Consider the following 24,811-nt stretch of genomic DNA (forward strand, 5'->3'; position numbering starts at 1 on the left):
TAATCTCATATTAATAAATTATATAGGAGAAATAAATAATGAGTATTTTAAGAGATGACAACAGAACTAATGAAGATTTAAGACAAGTAAATTTAATAACAGGATTCACTATTCATGCTGAAGGATCTGTATTGATAGAGATGGGAAATACAAAGGTAATTTGTACTGCTTCTGTAAGTGAGAGCGTACCTAGATTTTTAAAAAAATCAGGTAAAGGATGGCTTACAGCAGAATATTCTATGTTACCAAGAGCCACTGAAGATAGAAATAGAAGAGAAGCTTCAATGGGTAAATTAGGTGGAAGAACCATGGAGATCCAAAGATTAATTGGGAGATCTCTTAGAGCGTGTTTAGATATGGGTAAATTAGGTGAAAGAAGTATCACTATTGACTGTGATGTTATTCAGGCTGATGGTGGAACAAGAACAGCTTCTATAACTGGTGGGTATGTAGCTCTTGCTATAGCAATAAAGAAATTAATTGCAGATGGTAAGTTAGAAGAATCACCATTAATCTCAAATGTAGCTGCTATCAGTGTAGGAGTAGTTGGTGGAGTTCCGATGTTAGACCTTAAATATACTGAGGATGCCAATGCAGATGTAGACATGAATGTAATAATGAACTCTAAGATGGAATTTGTAGAAGTACAGGGAACAGGAGAAGAAACTACATTTACAAGAAAAGAATTAAATGGTCTGTTGGATCTGGCAGAAAAAGGAATCAAAGAATTATTTGAGATGCAGAATGAGGCAATAAAGAAAGCATAAAAAAATTAATTTTTATACTCTCAAAAATTTTATTTTTAGTATAGATAAGAAAAGAGAGAGATGAAAAAGAAGAAAAATTATCTCCTGCATTAATTTATGGGAGATATTTTTTATGTATGCCTCCTTGATGTGGTATAATTAAAATATAGTTTCAATTATAAATATTGAATTAGATTTTAATAAAAAAATAGAGTGATGTTAACAGCTGGAGAGGTGACAATTATATTTAATACTAGAGAAATAGCGATATTATTTTGGTTTGGAGTACTTTTTATTTGGTGTATCATAAATGCCAATAAAGAAGACTAGAATGTAAATAAGGAGAAAAAAATATGAAAAAATTATTTTTAGCCACAGGAAATAAGAAAAAAATAAAAGAAATATCTGAGATCTTAAAGGGATATGAGATACTTTCAATAAACGACGGATATACAATTCCAGATGTGGTAGAGGATAGAGATACCTTTGAAGGGAATAGCCAGAAGAAGGCCTTAGAGATAGCTAAAGCTGTAGGGATGCCTGTTATCGCAGATGACAGTGGGTTGTGCGTAGAGGCTCTAGGAGGAGCTCCTGGGATATATTCAGCTAGATATTCAGGAGAAAATGCTACAGATGAGACGAATAATAATAAATTGATCCAGGAACTAAAGGGAAAAGAGGATAAGAGTGCTAAATTTGTATGTGTGATAACTCTTGCAAAACCAAATGGTGAATACCATAGTTTCAGAGGAGAGGTAGAAGGGGTAATAGTAGAAGAGCCAGGTGGAACAGATGGGTTTGGATATGATCCTCATTTCTATATTGAAAAATACAAAAAGACTTTTGCTGAGATTCCAGAGATAAAGAAAGAGATCAGTCATAGAGCTAATGCGTTGAAAAAATTACAGGCAGAGATTGATAAATATTTATAAAAAAAAAGAGGAGATTCTAGTTAGAATTTCCTCTTTTTTTAGATCTTTAATCAATAGATCTTTTTTTAGATAAACTTTTCTTCCCATGAAACTTCCCTCATAGTTTTAGCAATTTTCATAAGATCTATGTCAGGATGGATGGTCCCTTCATAGGAGATGGTAATGATAGACATAGTCATAGAAAATTTTACAATTTCCTCCATATCCATATCATTCATATATCCGAATCCCAGACCGGCTACAAATGAATCGCCTGCACCTGTTACATTTTTAACAACTACATCACAGGCTTTGATCTTCCCACTGGCTATTCCATCAGTATAGTATACCCCTTCAGAATCAAGACTTATAAATACTTTTTTTACACCTAAATTTAAAAAATATTCTCCGGCTTTCTTTAGATCCTCATCTGTATCTATAGAAAATCCAGTTAAGATCTCAGCTTCATTTTTATTTGGTTTTATTGTATGAAAATAGCCGATTAGATGTTTTATTTTATTAGCCTTTTCAGAAGATACTGGATCTAAGATGAATTTAGTTTTACCAGTAAACTTTTTTAAGAGATACTCTAAATTCTCGGGATCATCGGCATCTAAAAATGTATATTCAGCATTTTCAATTAAATCAGATTTAGAATCAATAAAATCTGTGTTCATAGCACTGATACTTTCCATATCAGCTACTGCTGAGACCATCTCTCCAAATTGATCCAATATAGCTAAATAACTGGGCGTTCTCCCTCCTTCTAAAATAAGAGAATCTTCCATATCATATCCTACTAATTCTGAATGATCCAACATAGCACGACCTTTTTCATCGTCTCCTAAGATAGAAATAAACTTGGTATTTAGACCAATTCTAGCCATATTTTCTGCAATGTTTCTAGAGACACCACCAAAGGCCATCCTTACTTTACCAGGATTAGAGTCTTTTACTCTATATTTTACTCCAACATTACAAATACCAAATATGTCTACAACTGATGCTCCAAATACCAAGATATATGGTTTTTTTTTCTTATACATAAACTACTCCCTATTTCTTTATTTTAAAAAATACTATATATTTTATCATGTTTTCAAAATAATTTAAAGGCGTATAATATGCTGAAGACCTGTTTTTTCTAACAGGTCTTCAGCATATTATACTATTCATGATTAATTTTTTAAAAAACAGGCTTTATTTCTTCTTCTTCATCATATCTTAGATCTACTAAATTAACCTTGCTCTTGTTTTCTCCATCCTCTTCACCCCATGAAAATGAAGTTTCTTTTGGTATAGAAAGATAGATATTTTCTGCAGGATTGAGTAATTTTGCATCCTTTAGATAAACTGCTCCGCTTATAAAATCCAATACTCTTTGGTACATTTTTTTATCTGATGAAGTCAAATTGATATGTAAAATTTTATCTTCTACAATATAATTTACTATTCTTTTAGAATCTTCAAAACTTTTAGGCTTTATAAAAATAATATCGCTCATATTGTCACTTCCTCTTTAATTTAATATTGGAATAATTTCTTCCAACACCTCGATTTTTTCCTTCTCCTCTATATACATCTCATCGGTGACTATAGATTCTTTATTACTAATTTTTTCCCGGAGATATTTTATCTCATCTTCACTTTGTTTCACATAAACGGGATCAGCCTGGCTTCCCTTTGGAATGACACTGGATAATCTTTTACTTACGAGAGCCATCTCTGGGGCCAGCTCATGATCAAATCCTGCAATAGTTGCAAACTTTATCCCTTGATGGACAGCTATATCTATTCCTGCCTGAGTCATACCATCATTTAATTGATCGGAGTCACCATTGACTGCTCCACTAATAGTATCCAGTGCCGAGGTGACTCCAAAATATTTGATAGCGACCCTGATTGGTTTTACCCATACTAATTTTTCAAAATTATAGAGGAAAAAAGTTCCTTTGACAGACCGGGTATGATAGTAGGGATAGGTCATAAAATCTAACTCATCCAAGTCTATATACAAGAGGCCGTCTACCCCTAAAATTTCAGCTAATTCGATAGGTCTTAAAAATTTTAATTGTCCCCCGTCTGTTATACCTGCTTCATTTAGGAGTTCATCGGTTTTTTTTATATCCTGGATATCGTATCCACGATTATTCTGTTCAAAATTATTATAAACTACCCCTCGGAAGATAAATCCTCCAGCTACATCATTTGTGTTATTATTTATGGGTAAGATCGCCAATTTAGCTGGTGATATTGAGGGAGTAGCTTTTAATACAAAATCTTCTTTTGGTGTACAACCTATAAATATTAAGAGAATAAATAATAAAAATAACTTATACCTCTTCATACTACTTCATCAACTTTACTACGCCAGGAATATTGAAAGTTTCCCCTTTATACTCTAAGATAGCAGCATCTTCACCTAGATAATCTACTACCTTTGCTTCTCCTACTTTATTCTCTTCAAATCCTAAGAATTTGCCGTTGAATTCGATTTTTTCTCCCTGTTTATAGACACCTAATTTTGTACCTATTTCTACATTACTTTTTTGACCTGCATTGATATAAAGTTTATTTCCAGAGACCTTAGCTACATTTGCCATCCAAGGTGTTTTATCGACAGTTTTTATAATGTTGTCCATAACGTTTATAGCTGCGGCTCTAAAGGCTTCTTGTTCTAGGCCTTCATCATATCCACCTGTACTCCCTATACCTAAAGTAGTTCCATACTCAACGTCTGAGACACCCTCTCCTTGATCAGAGAGAACTACTTCTCCAGTTCTTACATTTATCATCTTCATGTCAAATGAGATCTCGGCTCTTTGAGTTTTGCTGCTAGAAACGATCCCTTTATTTCCAGTTGTATTTACGGAATATTTAGTGATCGCACCTGTTATAACATAGTCTGCATCCTGGAACTTTCTTTCAGATGCTAACTGCCCCTGTCCCAGAGTATTAGAAAAATTAATCTCCTGCATTACTTTAGATAGATCTTCCCTCTCTAAAACAATAAATCTGTTACTTTTTACCAGTTCTGTAGTGATAACATCAGTTAAGCTGCTTCCCAATCTTCTGCTGCCAAATCTAGTCTGATTCTTAAACTCAGCTATGACAACTTTTCTCTTAGGAGATACTACCCCTTGTACAGAATCGTAATCTCTCATACTTTGGATCTTATCATCTTTCCTTACATTAGATACACCATCGTTAGAACAAGCACCTAGTGTCAATGCTAATAGAGCAACTATTAATAGTTTTTTTTTCATTATTTGCCTCCTGAACTCATATTTTTAATTATTATATCCAATATTTCATGGGAACTTTTGTCGGTTTTAAATCCAGCAGCCTTAATATGACCACCGCCTCCGAAAAGACCTGCCAAAGCATTTACATCTACAGCGTATTTAGATCTGAAACTCCCCTTGATATGACCCTTATCCTCTTTGAGAAAGAGGGATACACTTGCATCTTCATATGAAAGAAGAAGTTCTCCTAAACCACTGGTATCATCTTTACCAGCCCCTAATTCAGCTAGTTCTGTCTCACTAATATAATAGTACACCAACTTCAGATTATCTACAAATTTAAAGTCAGACAGAACTCTTCCTGTTAACTTTAATTTCCCCATAGATTTAGTATTGAAAAAATTCTTTATAACTTCATTTGGTTCTACCCCATATTCCACTAATTCGGAAGCTATTCTAAAGACCTTCTTAGTAGTGTTTGAATGTTTAAAATTACCGGTATCATTTACTATTCCTGTGTAGAGAGATTCTGCTATCCCATGGTCTAGTTCAATCCCAGCCTCTTTGATAAAATCGAATAAAATTTCCGAAGTAGATGAAATATCTCCAACATAGTTATAGTCTCCAAACCTGTCATTGCTGATATGGTGATCGATATTTATAACTTTAGTATCTTCACCCTTTAATTCTCCTACCCTTCCAATTCTGTCAAAATTACCACTGTCAAGGCAGATCATAAGATCAAAATCATATTTTGAGTTATAGTTTTCAAATTCTTCGATTAGAATAGAGTGGGTTAAAAACTTTAAATTTTTAGGAGTTTTATCATCTAAAATAAACCTTAAAGTTTTATCTAAATAGATTTCACCTTTCTCTTCAGTTTCTTTTCTCAAAGTTTCATTTAATTTGTTGAGAGCTAAAAGGAGAGCCAAACCACTTCCTATAGCATCTCCATCAGGGCTGGTATGTCCTGTAATTAATATTCTGTTACTTTTTTTTATAACTTCTAATATATTACTAAACTTATTGTTCATCCTTGTTCACCTCGATTATGTCTATTCCTTTCAGCAGAAGTTTGTCTGCTGTCATTCCATTTCCGGGAATGATATTCCTCTTAAAAGTTCCATCATATATAGTATCTATTCCACAAGACGGGCTTTTTCCTTTTAATAGTGCAAGTTTTATATCATTTTTTAATGCTTTTTCCAGAGCTTTTTCTGCTCCTTTCTCAAATTCATCGGTGACGTCTATACCTTCAACATTTATTACTCTATCACCGTTTCTTTCAGCGGGCAGGCGGGGGATACTAAGCCCTCCCTCTACTTCTGGACAAGTTTCTACAAATTCAAATCTGTCCTTTAGAAGTTCAGCTACAATATAATTATAATTAGCTGAACCTTTATATGAAGTTTTTTTCCCAACAAGACAACTGCTGATTAGGAGTTTTTCTTTTTTCTGAACTCTGACACTTTTATCGTTATAATCTATGATAGATCTGATGTAGCCTCTATCTCTAATAACGTCTAAAAGAGGGATCAGAACAAAATTTCTTTCCTTATATCTAGGATGAGGTATAACTAAATCCTTATTATTCAGCTTGAGATTTCCAAAGGATATAATATCTATATCTAAAGTTCTAGGACCCCACCTGAATTTTCGGACCCTCTTTAACTTTAACTCTATCCTTTGAAGTTCTCTCAAAAGTTCATAGGGAAGCAGCTGGGTTTTTATCTCAATTGCACAATTTAAAAATTTATCTTGATCTAAGTATCCTACTGGGTCTGTTGAATAAAATTTTGAAATAGCAGTGACTTTAGTTTTTTTTAGTTGAGATATAGCAAAAATACCTCCTAAAAGATAGTAATATTTATTTCCTATATTAGATCCCATACTGAGATAAACTCTAGTCCATCTCATAATTTTTAGCCTCTCTGGTTATTGCTACTCCTACATAGTCAAAACTTCCATTTATAGGAGCGCCAGGTTTTCTAATCTCTACTTCGACCTTTTCTATACTGTATTTTACCAATAAAGTATGAGCAATCATCTCAGCTAAAGCTTCTATCAATTTAAATTTTTTATTCTTTATGATATCTTCAACATCATAATATACATCTACATAGCTGATACTTTTATTTAGGTCATCTGTAAGACCTGCCCTTTGTAATGGTTTATATAGGGTTACATCAGCATAAAAGTTTTGTCCCAGTATATTTTCCTCAGTTAAAGCACCGTGATATCCGTATGCCTTTATATTTTTTACTATTATTTTGTCCATTGTTCTCCTCCAAGAGTTATTATTATTATTTGGGAAATTATAACTTTTTTCAATAAATTAAAACATTATAAAGGCTCAAATAACGCTTAACTGGATGCAACGTCACGTTGCTAATCCAGTGATTTAAAACCCTCACCTAATACTTCATAAACTTCTGAGATGATTATAAAAGCACTTGGATCCACTTGTTTTATGAGAGCCTGAAGATCTCTGATCTCCTTATTTTTCAAGACAGTCATAATCATTGATTTACTCTCATCTGTATAGAGTCCCTTAGCTGATACAGCTGTTCCGCCTTTTTTTATATCCTTTAATATTATATCTCTTATAAATTCGTATTTATCACTTATAATATAGACCATCTTAGTGTATCCGACACCTTCAAAGATCTTATTGATAACTACGTTAGTTGTGAACATTGCGATGATTGCATACAATCCTTTTTCAATTCCAAAGATAGCGATTCCACTGGTTATAATAATAGTATCATTGATCATCATACAGTAACCCACTGGTATCTTAGTAATTTTATTGACCATCTGGGCTACAATATCTGTTCCCCCTGTGCTGCCACCAAATTTTAAAACCAGTCCCAGGCCTACTCCTAATAGAATACCTCCAAAGAGTGGTGCCAATAAAAAATTACTCCCCTTTGTAAAATCTATTACGTTATCTATTCCTACAAGCTTTCTAAAAAGGTCTATATAAAATGATAACATTATGATTCCAAACAATGTTTTTGCACCATACTCCTTACCAAAAGTTTTAACCCCTACTAAAAATAGAGGAATATTGATAAACAGCATACTGGTTCCAACAGATAGATTAAATGTATAGTATAGGATAGTTGCTATTCCTGTTACCCCGCCACTGACTATCTTTGCAGGTACGATAAATAACCCTATTCCTATTGCAGCTATAATAAGCCCTAAATTAATTACAAAATAATCTATTGCCAACGTTTTTACCTTTCTTTTCATTCCCTTTTTGCCCCCCTAGTTATATCTTATATAAATTCTTGATGTCTTACTTTACCCTTGTATGCTTTTTCAGGATCATAACCATATTTTATAGCTATTAAGTTCATAATAGTAGTTTCTACCATGGTAGCAGCATTCCTTCCAGAACTTATATATAGTTCTGCATGGTCTACAGGATGACCTAAAACTTCGACTTCGATACCCTTAGAGGTAGAAGTTTTAGTCAGGTAATCATCACTTTTCAATTCTTTCAGTTCTATGATTGCATCCAATCTTTTTTCTTTTCTTACAGATCCTAATCCATAAAGAGCTTTGATATCTATGATTCCGAGACCTCTAAGTTCCATAAAATAAGGAATTTTATCGGCTTTTCCTATGACCATTCCACTGGGATGTTCATGGAAAGTTACTTTATCATCTGTAATCAATCTATGTCCTCTATGAATTAACTCTAGAGCGGTTTCACTCTTACCAATTCCACTTTTACCAGTAAGGAGAACACCAAATCCAAACATCTCAACAAAAACTCCATGCATGGTGATTTTAGGAGCAAACTTTTTTTCTAAAAATTGGTTTAAATCTGCCGTTAGCTGGGTAGAAGTTTTATCAGAAAATAACATGATCTTCTTTTTTTCCCTGGATAGATCGATAAAACATTGTTCAATCTCATCTGCATCTGCTATTATCGTAGCAGGAAAGTCAAAATCAAAAAAATTGTTTAAATTTCTATATTTAACATCATCATCTAAACTCTTTAAAAAATTTAATTCTCCTTGGGAAAATAGTTGTAAACTCTTAGAACCATTTTGATAAAACACTTCATAAAATCCAGAAAGTGCCAAAGCAGGGTTGTGAAGTGCAGTCTTAGTTATATAAGTTGTTTCTAAAAATTCCTCTCCTGTAATAACTTTTAGATCAAATTCCTCGACTATTTTTTTTACTGTCAAAATATTTTTATTCATCTTATCACCTTTCTTATTCTCTTTATTAAAAGCGATCATTTTTTTAGTTTCCTCTAAAAAATATTCAGAAGAATTCATTCCAATTTGTTTCAACCTTTCGTTTATAGCTGCCGTTTCAATGATTACAGCTAGATTTCTTCCTCTTCGTACAGGAAGACTTAGCTTAGGAATTTGAACTCCCAGGATCTCTTCGAATTGTTTATCGATTCCCAATCTGTCATAAAATTTTCTTTTATCCCATTTCTCCAGGTTGATATATAGGTTTATTTCCTTAGTTCTCCGAGTTGCAATGATCCCATAGTTATTGGTAATATCTATATTTTCACTGCCTGTTCCCAGATAAAAATGTGTTTTAACGTTACTCTTATCAAAACCATTTTCTCCTAAGAGGATATCGGGCCCGATTTTTTTAATGATTAAATTTTCATCTGTAATATATTTGTGGCCCCTTTCGATTAATTCCAGGGTAGATCCAATTCTTGCATCCTCATAACCGCCTATCAAAACACCTATTCCTAGGATTTCGATTAAAACATGATCCTCTACCCTTATTTCAGGTGCTAATTTTCTTTGGAGATAATATTTTAATTTCCTTATGATAACTGCAGTTTTATTTTTAGTAGTCAAAAGAGGTTTATTGTGTTTTTTAGCATATTCTATGAAATCAGGATGGATGTCCTTATCACAGGCTACGATGATACAAGGGAAATTATAGGAAAAATATTTTTTTAGTCTGTCCTTTCTCACTTCTGAGGAGAGGGAATCAATATACCTCATCTCCTCTGTTCCCAAAACGTGTAGCTGCTTATTGAGTTCATCTCCCTCGACTAAAAACCCGGTTAATTCAGCTCCTACTCTATGCACTGTAGGGAGTAAGATCTTTCTTTCTAGATTATCTAATCCCCCATAGATTACAGTGAATTCAAAAGCTTTTACTAATTTTGATAATCTTACAAATTTTTTAATCATAAGCCCCCCTATTATTTATTGGTGTTATTCCATAGTTAGTTTTTCTTTTTTTTATAAAAATCATCTGGTCTGATACTTAGTTCTATCTCTTTTTCAACTGTTTTTTCATCATTTTTGTTGAGATCTATATCTTTCACTGTTTTTTTTACCTCTACTACCTGATCTCTGCTTTTGCTTTTATTCCCTGAGATCTTTTGAGTTATAAAATATCCCCCTGAAACAACAATCAAAATTAAGATAAACCTCCAGAATAGAACTTGTTTTTTCGTCATGATTCTACCTCATTTGAATAGTTTTTTTGAATTTGGATAACAAATAAAATGATCCGCAGATAACAATAATTTTATTTGTTTTTTTAGCTAGGTCAAAAGCTTTCATGAGATTATCTTCTACTATTTGATCTTTAAAATCAGGTACTAGATCTACTAATTCACTTCCTGAAGTCCCCCTATGAAAATCCTCTAATGATGTAAATATTATCTCATCACTAAATTTTGAAATTTCCTCTAGGATACCATCTCTGTCTTTATCTTCTAAGATAGAGACCAAAGTAACGATATCTCCCTTTCTATATTTAGATAAGATATTTTCCTTTAATCTAGATGCAGCATCTACATTATGAGCACCGTCTAATATTATGATTGGATCCTCTTTGGAATAGATCTCAAACCTGCCAGGCCAAGAAACTTTAGATACTGCATCCTGTATATTTTGATCTGGTATTCCTATTTTTTTTAAGGCTTCATATGCTCCTAAAAAATTATTTATTTGATACTCTCCATAAAGAGACAGGTTAAATTCCATATTATCTATATAAATTTTAGTTTTAAAATCTTCTGTCAGTTCAAATTTTACATCACCATATTTTTTTATCACATCAACATAGTCTTTAGTTTTTTCCTCAACAGCTGCTATTAATTCTGGTTTAGAATCAGCAACTATAACAGGGCTGTCTTTGATAATACCACATTTTTCAAAAGCTATATCATTCAGATTATCACCTAAAATATTTACATGATCCATGGATATATTGGTGATTATAGAAATTTCAGGATGACAAACATTGGTTGCATCAAAACGGCCTCCTAAACCGGTCTCTAAAACCACATATTCACAGCCGCAATCTTTAAAGTAATCAAACATCATTGCAGTAGTGATCTCAAAGAAGGTTGGATGTAGATCATTGACTTCAATTAAGGTTCTTATTCTTTTATAGTAGGAGCATATTCTTTCATCTGATATTTGTTCCCTATCTACTACAATTCTTTCATTGAATTTTTCAATATGAGGTGAGGTATACTTTCCTACCTTATAACCTGCTTCTAATAGGCTGGCTTCTAAAATACTTGCTGTAGACCCCTTACCATTGGTTCCTGCAATGTGCAGGATTTTATAGCTGTCCTGGGGGTTTCCCATTAATTTTAATATATTTTTTATATTGTCTAGTCCCAACTTTATTCCCATATTAGTAAGGGAGTAAAGTTCTTCTAAGGTTTTATCTATATTCATAATTTGACTTCCTTTCAACTGTTTTGTCATGAATTATACAAATTAAAATTATACTCTTTTCATCATCTCTACAATTAAGTTTTTAGAGTTCTTAGCTGCTAATTTTACAAATTCTTGGAAATCTGTTTTAGCATCGTCATTTGCCTTATCTGAGATAGATCTTATGATTACAAATGGAATTTTGAATAGGTGGCACACATGAGCTACTGCTGCTCCTTCCATCTCTGTACATTCACTGTTGAAAGTTTCTCTTAACCAATTTATCTTTGCAGGTTCAGCTACAAATACATCTCCACTTACTATTCTTCCTGTATAAATATTTTTCTGGTCAAATAATTCCAGAGCACTTTTTTCTGCTATTTTAATCAATTTTTTATCGGCTTTAAAGATAGAAGTCTCCATTCTAGGAATCTCTCCATGTTTCATTCCAAAAGCTGTACAGTCAAAGTCATGCTCTATGAGTTCGTTTGAGATAACTATGTCTCCTACTTCTATATTAGGGTTAGTTCCCCCTGCTACCCCTGTAAATATAAGCTGATCTACTTTAAATCTATCGATCAATAGAGTGGTGCATACAGATGAATTTACCTTACCTATTCCTCCCTCTACCAATACAATATCCTTTCCTTCTAAAGTTCCTTTGAAGAAGGTAATATCTAGTATTTTCTCCTCCTCTAAATTTGAAATCATATTTTTTAATTCTATTATTTCCTCGTGCATAGCACCAATTATTCCTATCATTTTTATATATCCTCCTAAATTATTTATTCTATAAAATTATAACAAATTAAATTGAAATCACACAATTTTTTTTAATTTTAATAGGATTTTTTTTGAAATATATGTATAATGAAGTTAAATATAATATAAATTAGGAGGGTATCGTTATGAATATAAAAAAATCTATTTTAATTTTAGCTATTTTAACTGCTACAGCATTTGGCGGTTGTAGTGCCAAGGAGACAAAACCTGAGTTAGGGAGTAATGTAAACTATGAAAAGGTAAAGGAATATCCTAAATGGGTAATTCAGCCGACTTATGATAAGGGAATTGCCGGTGTGGGATCAGCCAAGATGACAGATCTTGGATTTGATTTCGCAAGAAAGGAGGCTATGGCCAGTGCAAGACTTGACCTGGGAGGGCAGATCAGAACTAAAGTTGACGGATTATTTAAGTCCTATACCAGTAAAATAGGGGTAGGAGAATCTACTAGTGTGGATACTCTTTCAGAAAATGTAACAAAGGAATTAGTGAGCGTAGACCTAAAGGGAGCTTCTCTCAAAGAAACTTGGATATCTCCTGAAGATGAATTGTTTGTTTTGATGACTGTAGATAATGAAAGGTTGATCGAGACTACAACAAAGGCAATAAATAATCCAAATAATTATACTGACGAAAATTTAAAATTAAAAATAAAAGCTGAATCTTCACAGGCTGAACTAGAGAAGGAATTAAATACTTATTTTGGCAGCTCTAATGATGAAGACTTTCCTACAGTGGATAAAGACGTAAAAGAAGTTGAAGAGGAAACTACAGAAACAAATTAGGAGGATAAAGTATGAAAAAATTAATGATATTATTTTTAGGTGTTCTTATGACCATCACAAGTTTTTCTAAAACTTTGGAAGGTGTAGGGGTGGGGAACAGCGAGGTCACGGCGAAAAAAGAAGCCCTGGCAGATCTGTCCAGCCAGATACAGGTGACCATTAAGAGTAACTTTACCAGTAATAAAAGCCTGACTAATGGGCAGTCGAATAGAGAGGTTTCCTCTGGGATATCTACTATTTCAGAAACTAATCTTTTAGGTGTAGACTTTAAAGTCAAGAAAAAATGGTTTAGATCGGAGTATACTGCTACTGCTACCCTAGATGAAACAAAGACATCTCTATATGAGAAAAAAGCCAATGAGCTTAGAGGGCTGATCAATAGTAACTATACCCAATTTTCTCAGACAGAAGATTTAAACCTTAAAAAGAACTACTTAACTAGTGCTTTGAAGAGCTATGATGAGTTCGACTCATATAGAAATGTGGCTATCATATTGGGAAGTACTAAAATTTATAACCTGCCATATACAAAGACTCAGATAAAAAATGATCTTCAATCGCTGGAGAAGAAGATCAATAGTGACAGTCTCTATAGCGGGGTAAATATTCTGTATGTTAAGAGCAGCGGGAAATTCAATGGTGGTTCCAAGGAGTATTTTGATAATTATTTTTACTCTATGTTAGCGTCTATCTCGCGGGAAAACGATGATAAAGTAGCTGTCAGCAGTGACAATGATTCTACAGTAAATACTCTGGTAAAAGTGGTGTTGAACAGTAATCATACATCTACTAAACCAGCAGTTTATTACAATAAAAAAATGATTACCCCTGAATCTTTTGTAACGACACTAAATATTACAGTGGAATTATATAATAAGAAAAAAGTAGAAAATTTACTCACTATTAGTGCTACCGGAGAAGGAGTCGACGAAAATTCAAAGGAAGCTGCCTATGAAAAAGCAGTAAAAAATGGATTTGAGCAGATGAAGGAAAAATTAAAGAAGTCACTAATAAAATAAATTATAGATAGATAAAAAAACCTGGGTAAATATCCCAGGTTTTTTTAATATTTATTCCATTGAATTCCTTCAGTACTGTATTTTTCTATATTGTTATGTGTATATTCAGAAAAAGGTTCAAGAGTTATTACTTCATCGATAGGCTGAGACTGACTTTCATAAAAAATATTTTTGGTATCGTGAGTACTACCTGACATCAAATGAACTGTATCGCTATATTTTAACTCAGAAGTTAAATTTTTCTTTGATCCTCCTACCCTTAACCATCCCCATTCGTGATTGATAAGTGCAGAAGCCTTTGTGTCTAGTTTATCAAGGATTTCGCTCAGTTTAACTGTTGGAACTACAGAATCGTTGGAATTGTTAATCATTTTTTCCATAGACAAAACCTGGTATCCAGTTCTTGACGCTCCCAGAAAACTAACAACTTTTGCATCTTTTGCTTTGGCTAATTGTTCCCTTAACTTTGGGGCTAATGTTGTGGCTAAAATACCAAGGATAGCTATAACAATGAGTAATTCAATTAATGTAAATCCATATTTTTTATCTTGCATAAAAATTTTCCTTCATATATGATTTTCTTATATAAAGTTTATCATATGGAAATATAAAAAGTCATTTTAATTTAATTCTTAACATCCTTTAATTTTTTCCCCATTAACTTTATAGTACTGACAGCTAATATTTTTGTGGGATCCAAAAACTTCCCCTCTATTTTTAATCTGTTAAAGGCTACAGGGAGTTCTGTACATCCTAAGATAATCTTGTCTACTCCTAAACCGGAAAAATAATCTAACACCTGATCTATAGGAACTTGATCTATATTATCCTTACCTTCTTTTATATTGTAGATAAGCTCGGTCACAATTTCCTGCATATCCATAGGAGGTATTTTTACATCTATTTTGTATCTATTGAGTATATTTTCGTAGATATGTCCTTTGTAGGTTCCTTTTGTTGCCAAAAGCCCGACTTTTTTAACACCATCTAATTCTTTGGCTACCTCATCTATCATATTTATAAAGGGGATCTTTACTGCACCACAGACTTTTTCATAAAAATAATGAGCAGTATTGCATGGCATAACTATAAAACTAGCACCCATAGCTTCTAATTTTAAAGCTGAATCTATGAGGTGCTTTTCAGGATTTTCACCCTGCCCTAAAATATAGGCAGTTCTATCGGGAATCTCTGTATAACTATCCACTAAAGTATGGATATGATCGCTGTCTTTTTTTGCATCGGTATATTCTACTATCTTATTTAATAGGTCAATTGTGGCAATGGGTCCCATCCCACCTAAAACTCCTGCTATCTTCATCATTTGACCTCCCCTATTCATTCGGTTAATTATTTGATATAATTATACTAAAAATATATATAAAATGAAAAGATATTAAAGATATCATATTGATATGATATAGATATAAATAAAAAAATCGTAGAAGGGAGAACTCATATGGATATCAGACAATTAAAATATTTTTTAGCCATTGCAGAGGCAAAAAATATAACTAAAGCAGCAAAAAAACTATATATTTCCCAGCCCCCATTGAGTCAGCAGTTAAAATTATTGGAGGAGGAATTAGGGGTAACCCTGTTAGAGAGAAGTACTCGAAAGATGAAGCTTACTGAAGCCGGTAAACTATTACAGCATCGAGCTAAACAGATTATTGAACTAATGGAAACTTCTGCAAAGGAGATTAAAAATTTAAATTTAGGAGTTAAGGGAATTCTTTCCATTGGATTTGTTTCTTCAGCAGGAGCCATGCTTCTGCCAGAACAAATTCATAATTTCTATAAGGAATATCCTGAGATTAATTTCCAAATGAAGGAGGGAAATACATACAAGATTTTGGACCTGTTAAACAATGGGATGATTGAGATTGGGATAGTGAGAACACCATTTAATACAGAAAATTTCAATCTTATATATATGCCTAAGGAACCTATGGTTGCAGTAGCCAGGGAGGACCTGTTTTTTCCAAGTTCTTTAAAATCTATATCTTTAAAAGAACTAAAGGATAAACCTATAATATTAGATAAAAGATTTGAAAATTTAATTACTTCCAGCTGTCACCAAGTAGGGTTTCAGCCTAATATTATCTGTGAGGGAGAAGACAGTAAATCCATCCTTTTATGGACATATACCGGGATGGGGATAGGAATAGTACCTAAAAGTGCAGCTAAACTTATGCCCAATAAGAATTTGAGATCGATAATAATAGAGGAAAGTGAATTAGAAACTCAAACTGTTATTGTCTGGGTAAAAAATCGTCCTTTGTCCGAAGTAGCAGAAACATTTTTACTAAATTTTAAATAATAATTGATGTAATCCTGGGTCTATTGACATAGTTAGTTAATTTCTATAAAAAAAGAGGCTTATTGATTATAATACCTTTAAAGTTCCGATTAAATAAAAAGCATTTATGTTATTATTTAATTGAGAACTTTAGGAGGTATTTTTTTATGTCAAAAAATAGAAAATGGAGCTACGAATTAAAAGTTGAAATCTGTAAACGCTTAATTGCAGGTGAATCATATTCTTATTTAGCTAAAGAATATAACGTTAAAAGTACTGGAATGTTAGCGAATTGGAAGAAATCCTATTTAGATGGAACCCTTACTAAAGATAGCAAACAGGGACGAAAAAAATGTGAAGTTGATGATGTTGAAATTTTAAAAAAGTGCTTTGCTCAATTGATGAAAATCCGTTCAAAATAACTAATATTGAAAAATATCAAATTATTGATTCTCTTAAAAAAGTTTATACTATTGAAAAATTAGCTAGTTTATTAAATATAACTTCTAGAGCTTATAGGAAATGGATTTCAAAGGGAAAACCTATAGCTAATAATTTTAATGACGACCACGCGGAATTAATATTAGTTGAGCATTTAAACAATTTTGAAGTCTATGGCACGCTGAGGCTTAAATACCATTTGTTGAAAAAACTTAATGTAAATTTTAACCATAAGAAGATCTTAAGATATAAAAATATCTTAAATTTAAAAACAATCACGCGCAAAAAGAAATCTATAAGTAGAAGAATTCAAGTTAAAAGAAATAAGTCTTATATGGCTGAAAATCTTTTAAACTGTAACTTTAAAGCAGAAAAACCCCGTAGTAAATATTCAACAGATGTTAGTTATATAAATTGTTCTGATGGTAGGTTATACCTTTCAGCTATAAAAGATTTGTATTCTAAGCAAATTATCTCATATGATTTATCTAATAAAAATGACACCGATCTTATAATAAACACTTTAAAGGGAGTTAACCTTAGGGGGAGCATTCTCCATTCCGATCAGGGGTCATTATATTATAGCTGGAGTTATAGGAATCACTTAGAAAAGAATGAGTGTTTAAGGAGTATGTCGCGCCCAGGTGCATGTTGGGAAAACTCCCCAATAGAAAATTGGTTTTCCCAATTAAAAGAAGAACAATTACGAAGGATAGGAAAGCAGTCTAAATCTGAGACAAGAAAAAGTATAAAAAAATACGTTCAGTGGTACAACACTGAACGCATTCAAAAAGATTTAAACTACCAATCACCTATTCAATTTTTAAATTCGAATTAGTTTTTTTATTAATCGGAACTTGACAGGGTATAGTATCATTAAGCCTCTTTTAATTTTATGGTACTATACTGTAGCTACGATAGAGATTTCTACCAATAATTCTTCTCTGGCCATTTTTGCTTCTACACATGCTCTGGCAGGAGCAAATCCTTCATTTGTCCAGTTATCCCAAATTTCATTCATATCTTGAAATAGTGACATATCTTTAACATAGATTGTAGCAGATAAGACCTTATCTTTATTTGACCCTACACTGGCTAATAATTCATCTATTTTTTCAAGGGTTGTAATTGTTTGATCTTTTATTCCTTTAGTAGCATCTTTGGCTACCTGCCCACATAGATATACTGTGTTGTTATGTACAACTACCTTACTTGTTCTTTTGTTAGTTTCATATCTTTTGATTTCCATATTATTTCTCCACCTTTTTATTTATTTTTATCTCTAGTCTATCATAGCCAGACCAGAGTTGTTGCTTTATCTTTTATTTGCCGAAACTGCAATTTGGGTATCTGCATATATCGCAATCTTGACAAAGACCACCATGACCATATCTCATAATATCCTCTATACTTAATTTTTCTCCGCTGAGAACTCGAGGTAAGACCAGATCAAATACAGTTTTTTTACAATACATCACACAGCCGGGAAGCCCCATAATTGAAACCCCATCCAAATATGAAAGCAGAAACATGGAGCCGGGAAGTACCGGGGATCCATAACTTACCAACTCTCCTCCCAATTCAATTATAGAACTAGGGGTGAGATCATCTGGATCTACAGACATGCCGCCTGTACATATTACCATATTTGCTCCATTATTTATATGAGTTTTAATGGCATTCTTTATCATATCTTTATCATCGGTTACTACAATCTGGCCGATTACATTGCAATCATATTCAGTCACTTTTTTTTCAACTACAGGTCCGAACTTATCCACTATCCTTTTATGAAAGATCTCACTTCCTGTAGTTACTATACCGATATCCATCTTTTTAAATTCTTTTACATCTATTAATTTATAAGGAGTTATTTGTTTAGCTGACTCCATCTTTTCTTTTTTTATAATAAGGGGAATTACCCTTGCCCCAGCTATCTTATCTCCTTTTTTTACAGGGGTATTTTCAGGGAGTGTAGCAAAGGAGATTTGGCCTAACATATTCAATTCAAAAAGTTTTTCTTTATTTATTTTAAGCAGTCCGTCAGCTTCTGCATAGAATTCTATCTTACCTTCTTTAATATCTTCGCTTAAATAGATATTTTCTCCACAGCCGATCTCACCTAAAATTAATGCGGCATCATTTTCATGGAGTTGGTCTTCCCCAATTTCAAAGATATAGATATGCTCCTTTCCCAATTTCAGGAGTTTATCGATGTCCTCTTCTCTGATTATATGCCCCTTTTTAAAGGCTCGTCCCTTAAATTTCCCTGGGATTATCTCTGTTATGTCATGGGAAATAACATGGCCGACTGCATCTTTTGTATCTATCCTCTTCATAACTCAGCTCCTATAATTTTATGGTTTTGACTTCTCTCATATGTTTTCCTGTCCCGTTATTTTTTACTTTTAATACCTCTGCCATTATCCCCAAAGCAATTTCAGCAGGTTCACCAGTTGATATATCCAACCCCACAGGAGAATAGATCTTTAAGAGATCGCTTTTTTCTATCCCTTCATCTATAAGGTCTCTATAACTTTCAACCACTTTTTTTCGACTTCCAATCATACCTACATAGGCTGTTTTTCGTCCTACAACAGCTTTTAATGCGCTTTTATCACCAAGATGTCCACGGGTTACTATAACGAGGTAGGAGCTGTCATCTAATGGATAATCTTTTAATATTTTTCCTATATCTCCACAGAGAAGCTCGTCGGCTTTAGGAAATCTCTCCTCGGTCACGTATTCCTCCCTATCGTCTATTATTACAGTATACATATTGAGGTATTTTCCCAGTTTATAGAGGTCTATCCCCAGGTGTCCCCCACCAGCTATAATCAACTTTTTTCTCCTTTGAAAGACCTTGATATATCCCTTGACCTTTCCACCACAGATCATATCCAGACTGCCATCTGCTGCTAATGTAAATTCAAACTCCCTATTTTTACCGATTTCCATAGCTTCTACAGCAGAATTGATCACTTGAAATTCTAAGTTTCCGCCACCTATTGTACCTAGAGTTGTTCTATCGGAAAAAACTCCCATAATGCTGCCAGATTTTCCAGGGCTAGACCCATTTACACCTATAAGAGTTACTAGGGCCACTTTTTCTCCGCTATCTATCCTTTTGGCTATCTCCTGCATGATTTTACCTTCCATACTTCCCTCCTGTTTTACTTTATCTAAAATCTATTTGATTCATATTATAACGTTTTATTTAATTCTTACTTTATTTTGAATGTAATTATCTTCTGTTATAGTTTTGGGAGAAGAAATTAAGAGTGGTCTCTCTGTTTAGAACTATTATTTAACCAATAGTGGTTATAACACCACATGACAGCAAAACTGATACAGGTTACTATAATTAGAAGGATATTAGCTGAATGATTATCTCCTCTTTCCACTGCATAATAGATAGCCATAGGTATGGTTTGGGTTTTTCCTGGGATATTCCCGGCGATCATGAGAGTAGCCCCAAATTCCCCAAAAGATCTGCCGAAGGAAAGGACTGCACCGGCTCCAATATTTTTTCTGATCAGGGGTAAAAAGATATATCTGCACATCTCTAACTTAGTAGCTCCCATTTCAAAGGCTGCTTCTATATGCTCTCGGTCTATCTCTAAAAAACCTGCTTTAATACATTGGTATGCCATAGGAAGGGAGACAAGAACACATGCAATGACCCCTGCTTTCCATGTAAATATCACCTCTATTCCGTAGATAGCTAAGAATCTGCCTAAAATTCCATTTTTTCCCAGGAGGATGAGGAGTATATACCCTAAAACCGAAGGGGGAAAAAATAGTGGGAAACTTATAAACCCTTCAATCAGTTTATCTCTTTTTCGGTTCCCTTTAGAGATAAAGAGTGCCAGGATAAAACTTAAAATTATAGTTATAAGTGTAGATAAAAGAGCTATTTTTAAAGATAACTTACTTGCTTCGAATATCATCTATCTCACCTTAAATCCATATTTTTTAAAAATTTCTATATTTTTAATCAGGTAATCGCTGAAATTTTTTCCTGAAATACTATCCGCTTTTACTCCTGACCCATATACTATTGGGGAGTGTAAGTCATTGTCGATATAATAGATCTCTTTATCCTTTAGGAGGAGAGCATCAGTTTTATAAACTATAGAGTAATCTACCTCACCTATCTTCACATAGAAAAGTGCTGATCTGACATCTTTGGTCAGGAGGATATTTTCCTTAAAATCTTTCCACAGACCTGATCTTAGCAATGTTTCGCGAGCATACCTACCTGCCGGGACAAAATCAGGGTCTCCCATGGCTAGTGGTTTTTCTGTATTTATTAAAATATCTTTGAAATTATTTATTTTGTTATTTCCTATAACTACCAGACTGTTTTCCAAGAGGTATTTACTCTCATCGACAATCTTTTTTTCTGCAAGCTGATCTATATGATCTTTAGAAGCTAAAAATATAAAATCTACCGGAGCTCCTTCCTCCATCTGTTTTCTGAGTGAACCGGATCCGCCTAAATTTATCCTAACCTCTATACCTGTGTCCCTTGTATAGTTTTTTGCAATCTCTTCGATACCATCAGTGAGACTGGCAGCGATACTTATAGTCACACTTTTCTTTTCTTTTTTATCCTTATTACAGCTCATCAGAAATGAGATCACAATGAGGACAAGGAATATTCTTTTTATCATCTAAATCTTTCTCCTCAGGTATAAAACTGCTTCCAAAGCTGATCCGCCAATACTTCTGGCTTTATCTGATATGGTATGGCAGTTCTGCTGCTCGTCTCTACGGGGATCTACATCTCCTATCTTAAATCCCTTAGGAACTTGATATCCATCTCTTATAAGACCTCTTAAAACACCGGTTAGAGGGGATCTGACCTCTGTATTATCTATGAGAGCAATTATCTCGCCTTTTTCTACAAGATCTCCGATCTTCCTGGTATTTTTAATTACTCCATCAACTTTACTGTAGATAACTCTTTCCCTTCCATAGCCATTTATAATTCCTGGAATACCGGTGTTCTTTTTGGCTTCACCGGAAAAAATTAAGCGCCCCAGATCGTGACCACGCATTGTTTCTATGGCAATATCGACATCTTGTCCTGCACTAAAACCAGGACCTATGCCTACAGTAATAGGAGCCATCTGGAGATTTGTTCCTAAGTTTCTTTTAGCTAAGATAGCATCCACTACAGCCAAAGGCTTTAATTTTTTTATTACATTACCATGAGGGTCCACAATTACAGCTATAGCTCCACCATCTAATACCTTATCGATCTCGTCTATCCTGTGAACCAGGACAGCTTTACTTCCTTCCAGGATCACTTCTTTTTCATATATGGCTTCTCCATAACAGACCGCTCTCCTTATAAAGGACGGCTTTTCTGTCTCTAAAACTAAGACTCTAAATCCACTCCTATGAAATTTTTGTATCACACCAGAAGCAAGATCTCCTCCCCCTCTTACTATTACTAATTCAGACATTTTTAGTGATTCCTCCCTCTATTTAAACTCTAATGAACCTATTAAGTAACTTTTATGCCGACATTTTAATTTTGAAATATTCTTAAAAAATAAACTCCTACTGAAATAATAGGAGTCTTCTTTTTGATACTTTGAGAAATCATAAAAGAATTATAATTTCATAGGGTTCATAGATTGTTTTTTATATCTGATCTCATAGTGCAGGTGGGGACCGGTAACCCTTCCGGTCTTTCCAGATTTAGCTATAACTTTACCCTTAGAGACTCTCTGTCCTTTTTTTACCAAGATTCGATTTAAGTGTGCAAATCTTGTTTCGTAGTTATTTCCATTATCTATAATAATGATCTTCCCGTATCCATTCATCCAACCAGCATAGGTAACTACTCCACTATAGGGAGAGTAAACAGGAGTATTTATAGGTGCTTTCAGGTCTACCCCTGTATGCAGTATCTTTCTGCCTAAAACAGGGTGGTCTCTATATCCATAGGGGCTGTTCACAGACATAGTCTGTAATGGCTGTCCAAAGTTTTTTAAAGTAGAACTTTTGGAATTATTTTTATATGTTGTGGAAGAAGTTGAACTATAGTTTAGGTCTCCCTTATTTACCATCTTTCCTAAGTATATTTTATTACCCCTGTAGAGTGTATTGCTTTTTAAATTGTTTATTTTTTTTAAACGATCAACTTTTACATCATATTTTTTTGAAATACTATAGAGTGTGTCTCCAGACTTTACTATATGATAGCTGCCTTTATAATTTTTAGAAGGCTTGAGATATATCTTTTGACCGGAGTATAATAAATTACTTTCTAAGTTATTTATTCCCTTTAATTCCGAGACTGAAACATCTCTTTTTTGAGAAATGGAGTACAGTGTATCCCCTTTTTTTACAGTGTAATACTTACTGTTAGAACATGATATTAAGATAACCGAGGTTATTATTATAAAAAGTATCTTTTGTATGGGTCTCATAAACTCTCCTAAGATTTAAATTTTCTATTAGATATAAAAATAATAGTTATTAAAATTATACTCTATTTCATTGGTTTCTGTAAACCGATGAAGGGAAGAATGTTAAACTTTTTTAACGGATATAATATCTTTAATAAAAATTAAAGTTAATTTTAATCAAAGAGGGCATTTATTCTAAAAAATTGCTTTTTCTAAGGAAGTGTTGTATAAATGGGGTAGGTTGAAATAACGGTTTTTTAAGGGGGCTTCAAAATGAACGAGATTCAAAAAAAAGGGTTTGGAACAAAAGCGATACATGGAGGAGCAGAAAAAAATCCATTTGGAACATTAACTACACCAATATACCAAAGTTCTACATTTGTATTTGACAGTGCAGAACAAGGTGGGAGAAGGTTTGCTTTGGAGGAACCGGGATATATCTATTCAAGGTTAGGAAATCCTACATCAAGTGTTGTAGAGAGAAAATTAGCTTTATTAGAGGGAGCAGAAGGGGCGTTAGCTACTAGTTCAGGAATGGGAGCTATATCTTCGACTATGTGGACATTATTAAAATCTGGAGATCATCTGTTGGCCGACAAAACTTTATACGGGTGTACCTATGCTTATTTCAGTCATGGATTAACTAAATTTGGAATCGATGTAGAATTTGTGGATACCTCTGATTTGGAAGCGGTAAAAAAAGCTATGAGACCAAATACTAAGATAGTTTATTTAGAAACACCGGCAAATCCAAATTTAAAAATAGTAGACATTAAAGCAGTTTGTGACATTGCACATAAAACTGAAGGAACCAGAGTAGTTGTAGATAATACATTTGCAACACCGTATCTTCAAAGACCAATGGAATTTGGAGCTGATCTGGTAGTTCATTCAGCTACCAAATACTTAAACGGCCATGGAGACGTAGTGGCAGGATTTGTAGCAGGAGATTTAGAAACGGTAACTCAGATAAGATTAGTAGGTGTAAAGGATATGACTGGTTCAGTTCTTAGTCCGCAAGATGCTTTTCTTATGATTAGAGGTATGAAAACATTAGAGCTTAGAATGGCAAGACACTGTAGTAATGCATATAAGGTAGCAAAATTCTTGGATACTAACTCCATGGTGGAGAAGGTATATTATCCGGGCCTTGTATCTCATGAGGGACATGAAATAGCAAAAGATCAGATGGATGGATATGGTGGAATAATCGCCTTTGATGTAAAGGGTGGATTAGAAGCAGGGAAGAAACTATTAAATAGTTTGGAGCTGTGTACTCTGGCAGTAAGTTTAGGAGATACAGAAACTTTAATCCAGCATCCGGCATCAATGACTCATTCCCCTTATACAGTGGAGGCAAGAGCAGCAGCAGGAATAACTGAGGGATTGGTTAGAATGTCTGTAGGTTTAGAAGATGCAGATGATATTATAGCTGATCTGGAGCAGGGGTTGGCAAAATTATAAGATTATTCAAAGG

Annotated in this window: 29 protein-coding genes; 8 read left to right on the forward strand and 21 right to left on the reverse strand. The window is 33.5% G+C overall.

What is annotated here, in order from left to right; translation table 11 throughout:
• The first annotated feature begins 38 nt into the window (after positions 1 to 38).
• Positions 39 to 767 (forward strand): ribonuclease PH, encoded by a 729-nt coding sequence (gene rph, locus NRK67_11310; GenBank protein UUV17873.1) that lies wholly within the window; start codon positions 39 to 41, stop codon positions 765 to 767.
• 332 nt (positions 768 to 1,099) lie between these two features.
• Positions 1,100 to 1,678: an XTP/dITP diphosphatase gene (locus NRK67_11315; GenBank protein ID UUV17874.1), complete on the forward strand. Its 579-nt coding sequence runs from the start codon at positions 1,100 to 1,102 to the stop codon at positions 1,676 to 1,678.
• Positions 1,679 to 1,743: 65 nt separating this feature from the next.
• On the opposite strand, the gene NRK67_11320 is transcribed toward NRK67_11315, so the two are convergent.
• From NRK67_11320 to NRK67_11375, 12 genes are all read right to left on the reverse strand, one after another.
• Positions 1,744 to 2,703, reverse strand: coding sequence for a carbohydrate kinase family protein (locus NRK67_11320; protein UUV17875.1), 960 nt, complete (start codon positions 2,701 to 2,703; stop codon positions 1,744 to 1,746).
• Positions 2,704 to 2,843: 140 nt separating this feature from the next.
• Positions 2,844 to 3,161, reverse strand: coding sequence for a cell division protein SepF (gene sepF, locus NRK67_11325; GenBank protein ID UUV17876.1), 318 nt, complete (start codon positions 3,159 to 3,161; stop codon positions 2,844 to 2,846).
• Positions 3,162 to 3,176: 15 nt separating this feature from the next.
• A complete protein-coding gene (locus tag NRK67_11330; GenBank protein UUV17877.1) occupies positions 3,177 to 4,004 on the reverse strand; it encodes a hypothetical protein in 828 nt (275 codons plus the stop codon).
• Between the two features lies 1 nt (position 4,005).
• A complete protein-coding gene (locus NRK67_11335) occupies positions 4,006 to 4,923 on the reverse strand; it encodes a penicillin-binding protein activator LpoB (GenBank protein UUV17878.1) in 918 nt (305 codons plus the stop codon).
• Positions 4,923 to 5,936, reverse strand: a complete 1,014-nt coding sequence (locus NRK67_11340) for a bifunctional oligoribonuclease/PAP phosphatase NrnA (GenBank protein UUV17879.1) — start codon at positions 5,934 to 5,936, stop codon at positions 4,923 to 4,925. The genes NRK67_11335 and NRK67_11340 overlap by 1 nt, the downstream gene beginning before the upstream one ends.
• A complete protein-coding gene (gene folK / locus NRK67_11345) occupies positions 5,926 to 6,819 on the reverse strand; it encodes a 2-amino-4-hydroxy-6-hydroxymethyldihydropteridine diphosphokinase (protein UUV17880.1) in 894 nt (297 codons plus the stop codon). Before folK ends, NRK67_11340 begins: the two co-directional genes overlap by 11 nt.
• Positions 6,806 to 7,180, reverse strand: coding sequence for a dihydroneopterin aldolase (folB, locus tag NRK67_11350; GenBank protein ID UUV17881.1), 375 nt, complete (start codon positions 7,178 to 7,180; stop codon positions 6,806 to 6,808). The genes folK and folB overlap by 14 nt, the downstream gene beginning before the upstream one ends.
• A gap of 110 nt (positions 7,181 to 7,290) precedes the next feature.
• Positions 7,291 to 8,160 (reverse strand): YitT family protein, encoded by an 870-nt coding sequence (locus NRK67_11355; GenBank protein UUV17882.1) that lies wholly within the window; start codon positions 8,158 to 8,160, stop codon positions 7,291 to 7,293.
• A gap of 26 nt (positions 8,161 to 8,186) precedes the next feature.
• Positions 8,187 to 10,091, reverse strand: a complete 1,905-nt coding sequence (gene hprK, locus NRK67_11360) for an HPr(Ser) kinase/phosphatase (protein ID UUV17883.1) — start codon at positions 10,089 to 10,091, stop codon at positions 8,187 to 8,189.
• A gap of 35 nt (positions 10,092 to 10,126) precedes the next feature.
• A complete protein-coding gene (locus tag NRK67_11365; protein UUV17884.1) occupies positions 10,127 to 10,363 on the reverse strand; it encodes a hypothetical protein in 237 nt (78 codons plus the stop codon).
• Positions 10,364 to 10,367: 4 nt separating this feature from the next.
• Complete coding sequence (locus NRK67_11370) at positions 10,368 to 11,600, reverse strand: bifunctional folylpolyglutamate synthase/dihydrofolate synthase (GenBank protein ID UUV17885.1); 1,233 nt, start codon at positions 11,598 to 11,600, stop codon at positions 10,368 to 10,370.
• Between the two features lie 48 nt (positions 11,601 to 11,648).
• Positions 11,649 to 12,341, reverse strand: coding sequence for a 5'-methylthioadenosine/adenosylhomocysteine nucleosidase (locus NRK67_11375; GenBank protein ID UUV17886.1), 693 nt, complete (start codon positions 12,339 to 12,341; stop codon positions 11,649 to 11,651).
• Positions 12,342 to 12,487: 146 nt separating this feature from the next.
• Between NRK67_11375 and NRK67_11380 the strand changes: the two genes are divergently transcribed.
• Together NRK67_11380 and NRK67_11385 are read left to right on the forward strand one after the other, a co-directional pair.
• Positions 12,488 to 13,147: an LPP20 family lipoprotein gene (locus tag NRK67_11380; GenBank protein ID UUV17887.1), complete on the forward strand. Its 660-nt coding sequence runs from the start codon at positions 12,488 to 12,490 to the stop codon at positions 13,145 to 13,147.
• 11 nt (positions 13,148 to 13,158) lie between these two features.
• The gene (locus NRK67_11385) at positions 13,159 to 14,166 is read left to right on the forward strand and encodes an LPP20 family lipoprotein (GenBank protein UUV17888.1); all 1,008 of its coding nucleotides are present in this window, start codon (positions 13,159 to 13,161) and stop codon (positions 14,164 to 14,166) included.
• Between the two features lie 44 nt (positions 14,167 to 14,210).
• On the opposite strand, the gene NRK67_11390 is transcribed toward NRK67_11385, so the two are convergent.
• A complete protein-coding gene (locus NRK67_11390; protein UUV17889.1) occupies positions 14,211 to 14,720 on the reverse strand; it encodes a type II secretion system GspH family protein in 510 nt (169 codons plus the stop codon).
• A gap of 71 nt (positions 14,721 to 14,791) precedes the next feature.
• Complete coding sequence (locus NRK67_11395; protein UUV17890.1) at positions 14,792 to 15,490, reverse strand: amino acid racemase; 699 nt, start codon at positions 15,488 to 15,490, stop codon at positions 14,792 to 14,794.
• 135 nt (positions 15,491 to 15,625) lie between these two features.
• Here NRK67_11395 and NRK67_11400 point away from each other — a divergent pair, with 135 nt between their 5' ends.
• From NRK67_11400 to NRK67_11410, 3 genes are all read left to right on the forward strand, one after another.
• Positions 15,626 to 16,489, forward strand: a complete 864-nt coding sequence (locus tag NRK67_11400; GenBank protein UUV17891.1) for a LysR family transcriptional regulator — start codon at positions 15,626 to 15,628, stop codon at positions 16,487 to 16,489.
• 146 nt (positions 16,490 to 16,635) lie between these two features.
• Positions 16,636 to 16,890 carry a transposase gene (locus NRK67_11405; GenBank protein UUV17892.1) on the forward strand — a complete coding sequence of 85 codons (255 nt, stop codon included), beginning with the start codon at positions 16,636 to 16,638 and terminating at the stop codon, positions 16,888 to 16,890.
• Complete coding sequence (locus NRK67_11410; GenBank protein UUV17893.1) at positions 16,854 to 17,747, forward strand: IS3 family transposase; 894 nt, start codon at positions 16,854 to 16,856, stop codon at positions 17,745 to 17,747. The genes NRK67_11405 and NRK67_11410 overlap by 37 nt, the downstream gene beginning before the upstream one ends.
• 63 nt (positions 17,748 to 17,810) lie before the next feature.
• Here NRK67_11410 and NRK67_11415 read toward each other — a convergent pair whose 3' ends face one another.
• The 7 genes from NRK67_11415 to NRK67_11445 form a co-directional block, all read right to left on the reverse strand.
• The gene (locus NRK67_11415; GenBank protein ID UUV17894.1) at positions 17,811 to 18,158 is read right to left on the reverse strand and encodes a RidA family protein; all 348 of its coding nucleotides are present in this window, start codon (positions 18,156 to 18,158) and stop codon (positions 17,811 to 17,813) included.
• Between the two features lie 73 nt (positions 18,159 to 18,231).
• Positions 18,232 to 19,248 (reverse strand): molybdopterin-binding protein, encoded by a 1,017-nt coding sequence (locus NRK67_11420; GenBank protein ID UUV17895.1) that lies wholly within the window; start codon positions 19,246 to 19,248, stop codon positions 18,232 to 18,234.
• Between the two features lie 10 nt (positions 19,249 to 19,258).
• Positions 19,259 to 20,068: an XdhC/CoxI family protein gene (locus tag NRK67_11425; GenBank protein UUV17896.1), complete on the reverse strand. Its 810-nt coding sequence runs from the start codon at positions 20,066 to 20,068 to the stop codon at positions 19,259 to 19,261.
• A 116-nt stretch (positions 20,069 to 20,184) separates the two neighbouring features.
• Complete coding sequence (gene modB, locus NRK67_11430; GenBank protein ID UUV17897.1) at positions 20,185 to 20,859, reverse strand: molybdate ABC transporter permease subunit; 675 nt, start codon at positions 20,857 to 20,859, stop codon at positions 20,185 to 20,187.
• Positions 20,860 to 21,585: a molybdate ABC transporter substrate-binding protein gene (gene modA / locus NRK67_11435; GenBank protein UUV17898.1), complete on the reverse strand. Its 726-nt coding sequence runs from the start codon at positions 21,583 to 21,585 to the stop codon at positions 20,860 to 20,862. It lies immediately after the preceding gene.
• Positions 21,586 to 22,383 (reverse strand): selenium-dependent molybdenum cofactor biosynthesis protein YqeB, encoded by a 798-nt coding sequence (yqeB, locus tag NRK67_11440; protein ID UUV17899.1) that lies wholly within the window; start codon positions 22,381 to 22,383, stop codon positions 21,586 to 21,588.
• Positions 22,384 to 22,533: 150 nt separating this feature from the next.
• Complete coding sequence (locus NRK67_11445; protein ID UUV17900.1) at positions 22,534 to 23,355, reverse strand: M23 family metallopeptidase; 822 nt, start codon at positions 23,353 to 23,355, stop codon at positions 22,534 to 22,536.
• Between the two features lie 252 nt (positions 23,356 to 23,607).
• Here NRK67_11445 and megL point away from each other — a divergent pair, with 252 nt between their 5' ends.
• Positions 23,608 to 24,798 carry a methionine gamma-lyase gene (megL, locus tag NRK67_11450; protein UUV17901.1) on the forward strand — a complete coding sequence of 397 codons (1,191 nt, stop codon included), beginning with the start codon at positions 23,608 to 23,610 and terminating at the stop codon, positions 24,796 to 24,798.
• Positions 24,799 to 24,811 lie beyond the last annotated feature (13 nt).

It is taken from the genome of Fusobacteria bacterium ZRK30 (genome assembly GCA_024628785.1).
GTDB lineage: Bacteria > Fusobacteriota > Fusobacteriia > Fusobacteriales > Fusobacteriaceae > Psychrilyobacter.

What these genes read in the sequence shown, in the direction of transcription:
- rph (UUV17873.1), top strand. Translation starts at nt 39, where the DNA reads ATGAGTATTTTAAGAGATGACAACAGAACTAATGAAGATTTAAGACAA.
- NRK67_11315 (UUV17874.1), top strand. Translation starts at nt 1,100, where the DNA reads ATGAAAAAATTATTTTTAGCCACAGGAAATAAGAAAAAAATAAAAGAA.
- NRK67_11320 (UUV17875.1), bottom strand. Translation starts at nt 2,703, where the DNA reads ATGTATAAGAAAAAAAAACCATATATCTTGGTATTTGGAGCATCAGTT.
- sepF (UUV17876.1), bottom strand. Translation starts at nt 3,161, where the DNA reads ATGAGCGATATTATTTTTATAAAGCCTAAAAGTTTTGAAGATTCTAAA.
- NRK67_11330 (UUV17877.1), bottom strand. Translation starts at nt 4,004, where the DNA reads ATGAAGAGGTATAAGTTATTTTTATTATTTATTCTCTTAATATTTATA.
- NRK67_11335 (UUV17878.1), bottom strand. Translation starts at nt 4,923, where the DNA reads ATGAAAAAAAAACTATTAATAGTTGCTCTATTAGCATTGACACTAGGT.
- NRK67_11340 (UUV17879.1), bottom strand. Translation starts at nt 5,936, where the DNA reads ATGAACAATAAGTTTAGTAATATATTAGAAGTTATAAAAAAAAGTAAC.
- folK (UUV17880.1), bottom strand. Translation starts at nt 6,819, where the DNA reads ATGAGATGGACTAGAGTTTATCTCAGTATGGGATCTAATATAGGAAAT.
- folB (UUV17881.1), bottom strand. Translation starts at nt 7,180, where the DNA reads ATGGACAAAATAATAGTAAAAAATATAAAGGCATACGGATATCACGGT.
- NRK67_11355 (UUV17882.1), bottom strand. Translation starts at nt 8,160, where the DNA reads ATGAAAAGAAAGGTAAAAACGTTGGCAATAGATTATTTTGTAATTAAT.
- hprK (UUV17883.1), bottom strand. Translation starts at nt 10,091, where the DNA reads ATGATTAAAAAATTTGTAAGATTATCAAAATTAGTAAAAGCTTTTGAA.
- NRK67_11365 (UUV17884.1), bottom strand. Translation starts at nt 10,363, where the DNA reads ATGACGAAAAAACAAGTTCTATTCTGGAGGTTTATCTTAATTTTGATT.
- NRK67_11370 (UUV17885.1), bottom strand. Translation starts at nt 11,600, where the DNA reads ATGAATATAGATAAAACCTTAGAAGAACTTTACTCCCTTACTAATATG.
- NRK67_11375 (UUV17886.1), bottom strand. Translation starts at nt 12,341, where the DNA reads ATGATAGGAATAATTGGTGCTATGCACGAGGAAATAATAGAATTAAAA.
- NRK67_11380 (UUV17887.1), top strand. Translation starts at nt 12,488, where the DNA reads ATGAATATAAAAAAATCTATTTTAATTTTAGCTATTTTAACTGCTACA.
- NRK67_11385 (UUV17888.1), top strand. Translation starts at nt 13,159, where the DNA reads ATGAAAAAATTAATGATATTATTTTTAGGTGTTCTTATGACCATCACA.
- NRK67_11390 (UUV17889.1), bottom strand. Translation starts at nt 14,720, where the DNA reads ATGCAAGATAAAAAATATGGATTTACATTAATTGAATTACTCATTGTT.
- NRK67_11395 (UUV17890.1), bottom strand. Translation starts at nt 15,490, where the DNA reads ATGATGAAGATAGCAGGAGTTTTAGGTGGGATGGGACCCATTGCCACA.
- NRK67_11400 (UUV17891.1), top strand. Translation starts at nt 15,626, where the DNA reads ATGGATATCAGACAATTAAAATATTTTTTAGCCATTGCAGAGGCAAAA.
- NRK67_11405 (UUV17892.1), top strand. Translation starts at nt 16,636, where the DNA reads ATGTCAAAAAATAGAAAATGGAGCTACGAATTAAAAGTTGAAATCTGT.
- NRK67_11415 (UUV17894.1), bottom strand. Translation starts at nt 18,158, where the DNA reads ATGGAAATCAAAAGATATGAAACTAACAAAAGAACAAGTAAGGTAGTT.
- NRK67_11420 (UUV17895.1), bottom strand. Translation starts at nt 19,248, where the DNA reads ATGAAGAGGATAGATACAAAAGATGCAGTCGGCCATGTTATTTCCCAT.
- NRK67_11425 (UUV17896.1), bottom strand. Translation starts at nt 20,068, where the DNA reads ATGGAAGGTAAAATCATGCAGGAGATAGCCAAAAGGATAGATAGCGGA.
- modB (UUV17897.1), bottom strand. Translation starts at nt 20,859, where the DNA reads ATGATATTCGAAGCAAGTAAGTTATCTTTAAAAATAGCTCTTTTATCT.
- modA (UUV17898.1), bottom strand. Translation starts at nt 21,585, where the DNA reads ATGATAAAAAGAATATTCCTTGTCCTCATTGTGATCTCATTTCTGATG.
- yqeB (UUV17899.1), bottom strand. Translation starts at nt 22,383, where the DNA reads ATGTCTGAATTAGTAATAGTAAGAGGGGGAGGAGATCTTGCTTCTGGT.
- NRK67_11445 (UUV17900.1), bottom strand. Translation starts at nt 23,355, where the DNA reads ATGAGACCCATACAAAAGATACTTTTTATAATAATAACCTCGGTTATC.
- megL (UUV17901.1), top strand. Translation starts at nt 23,608, where the DNA reads ATGAACGAGATTCAAAAAAAAGGGTTTGGAACAAAAGCGATACATGGA.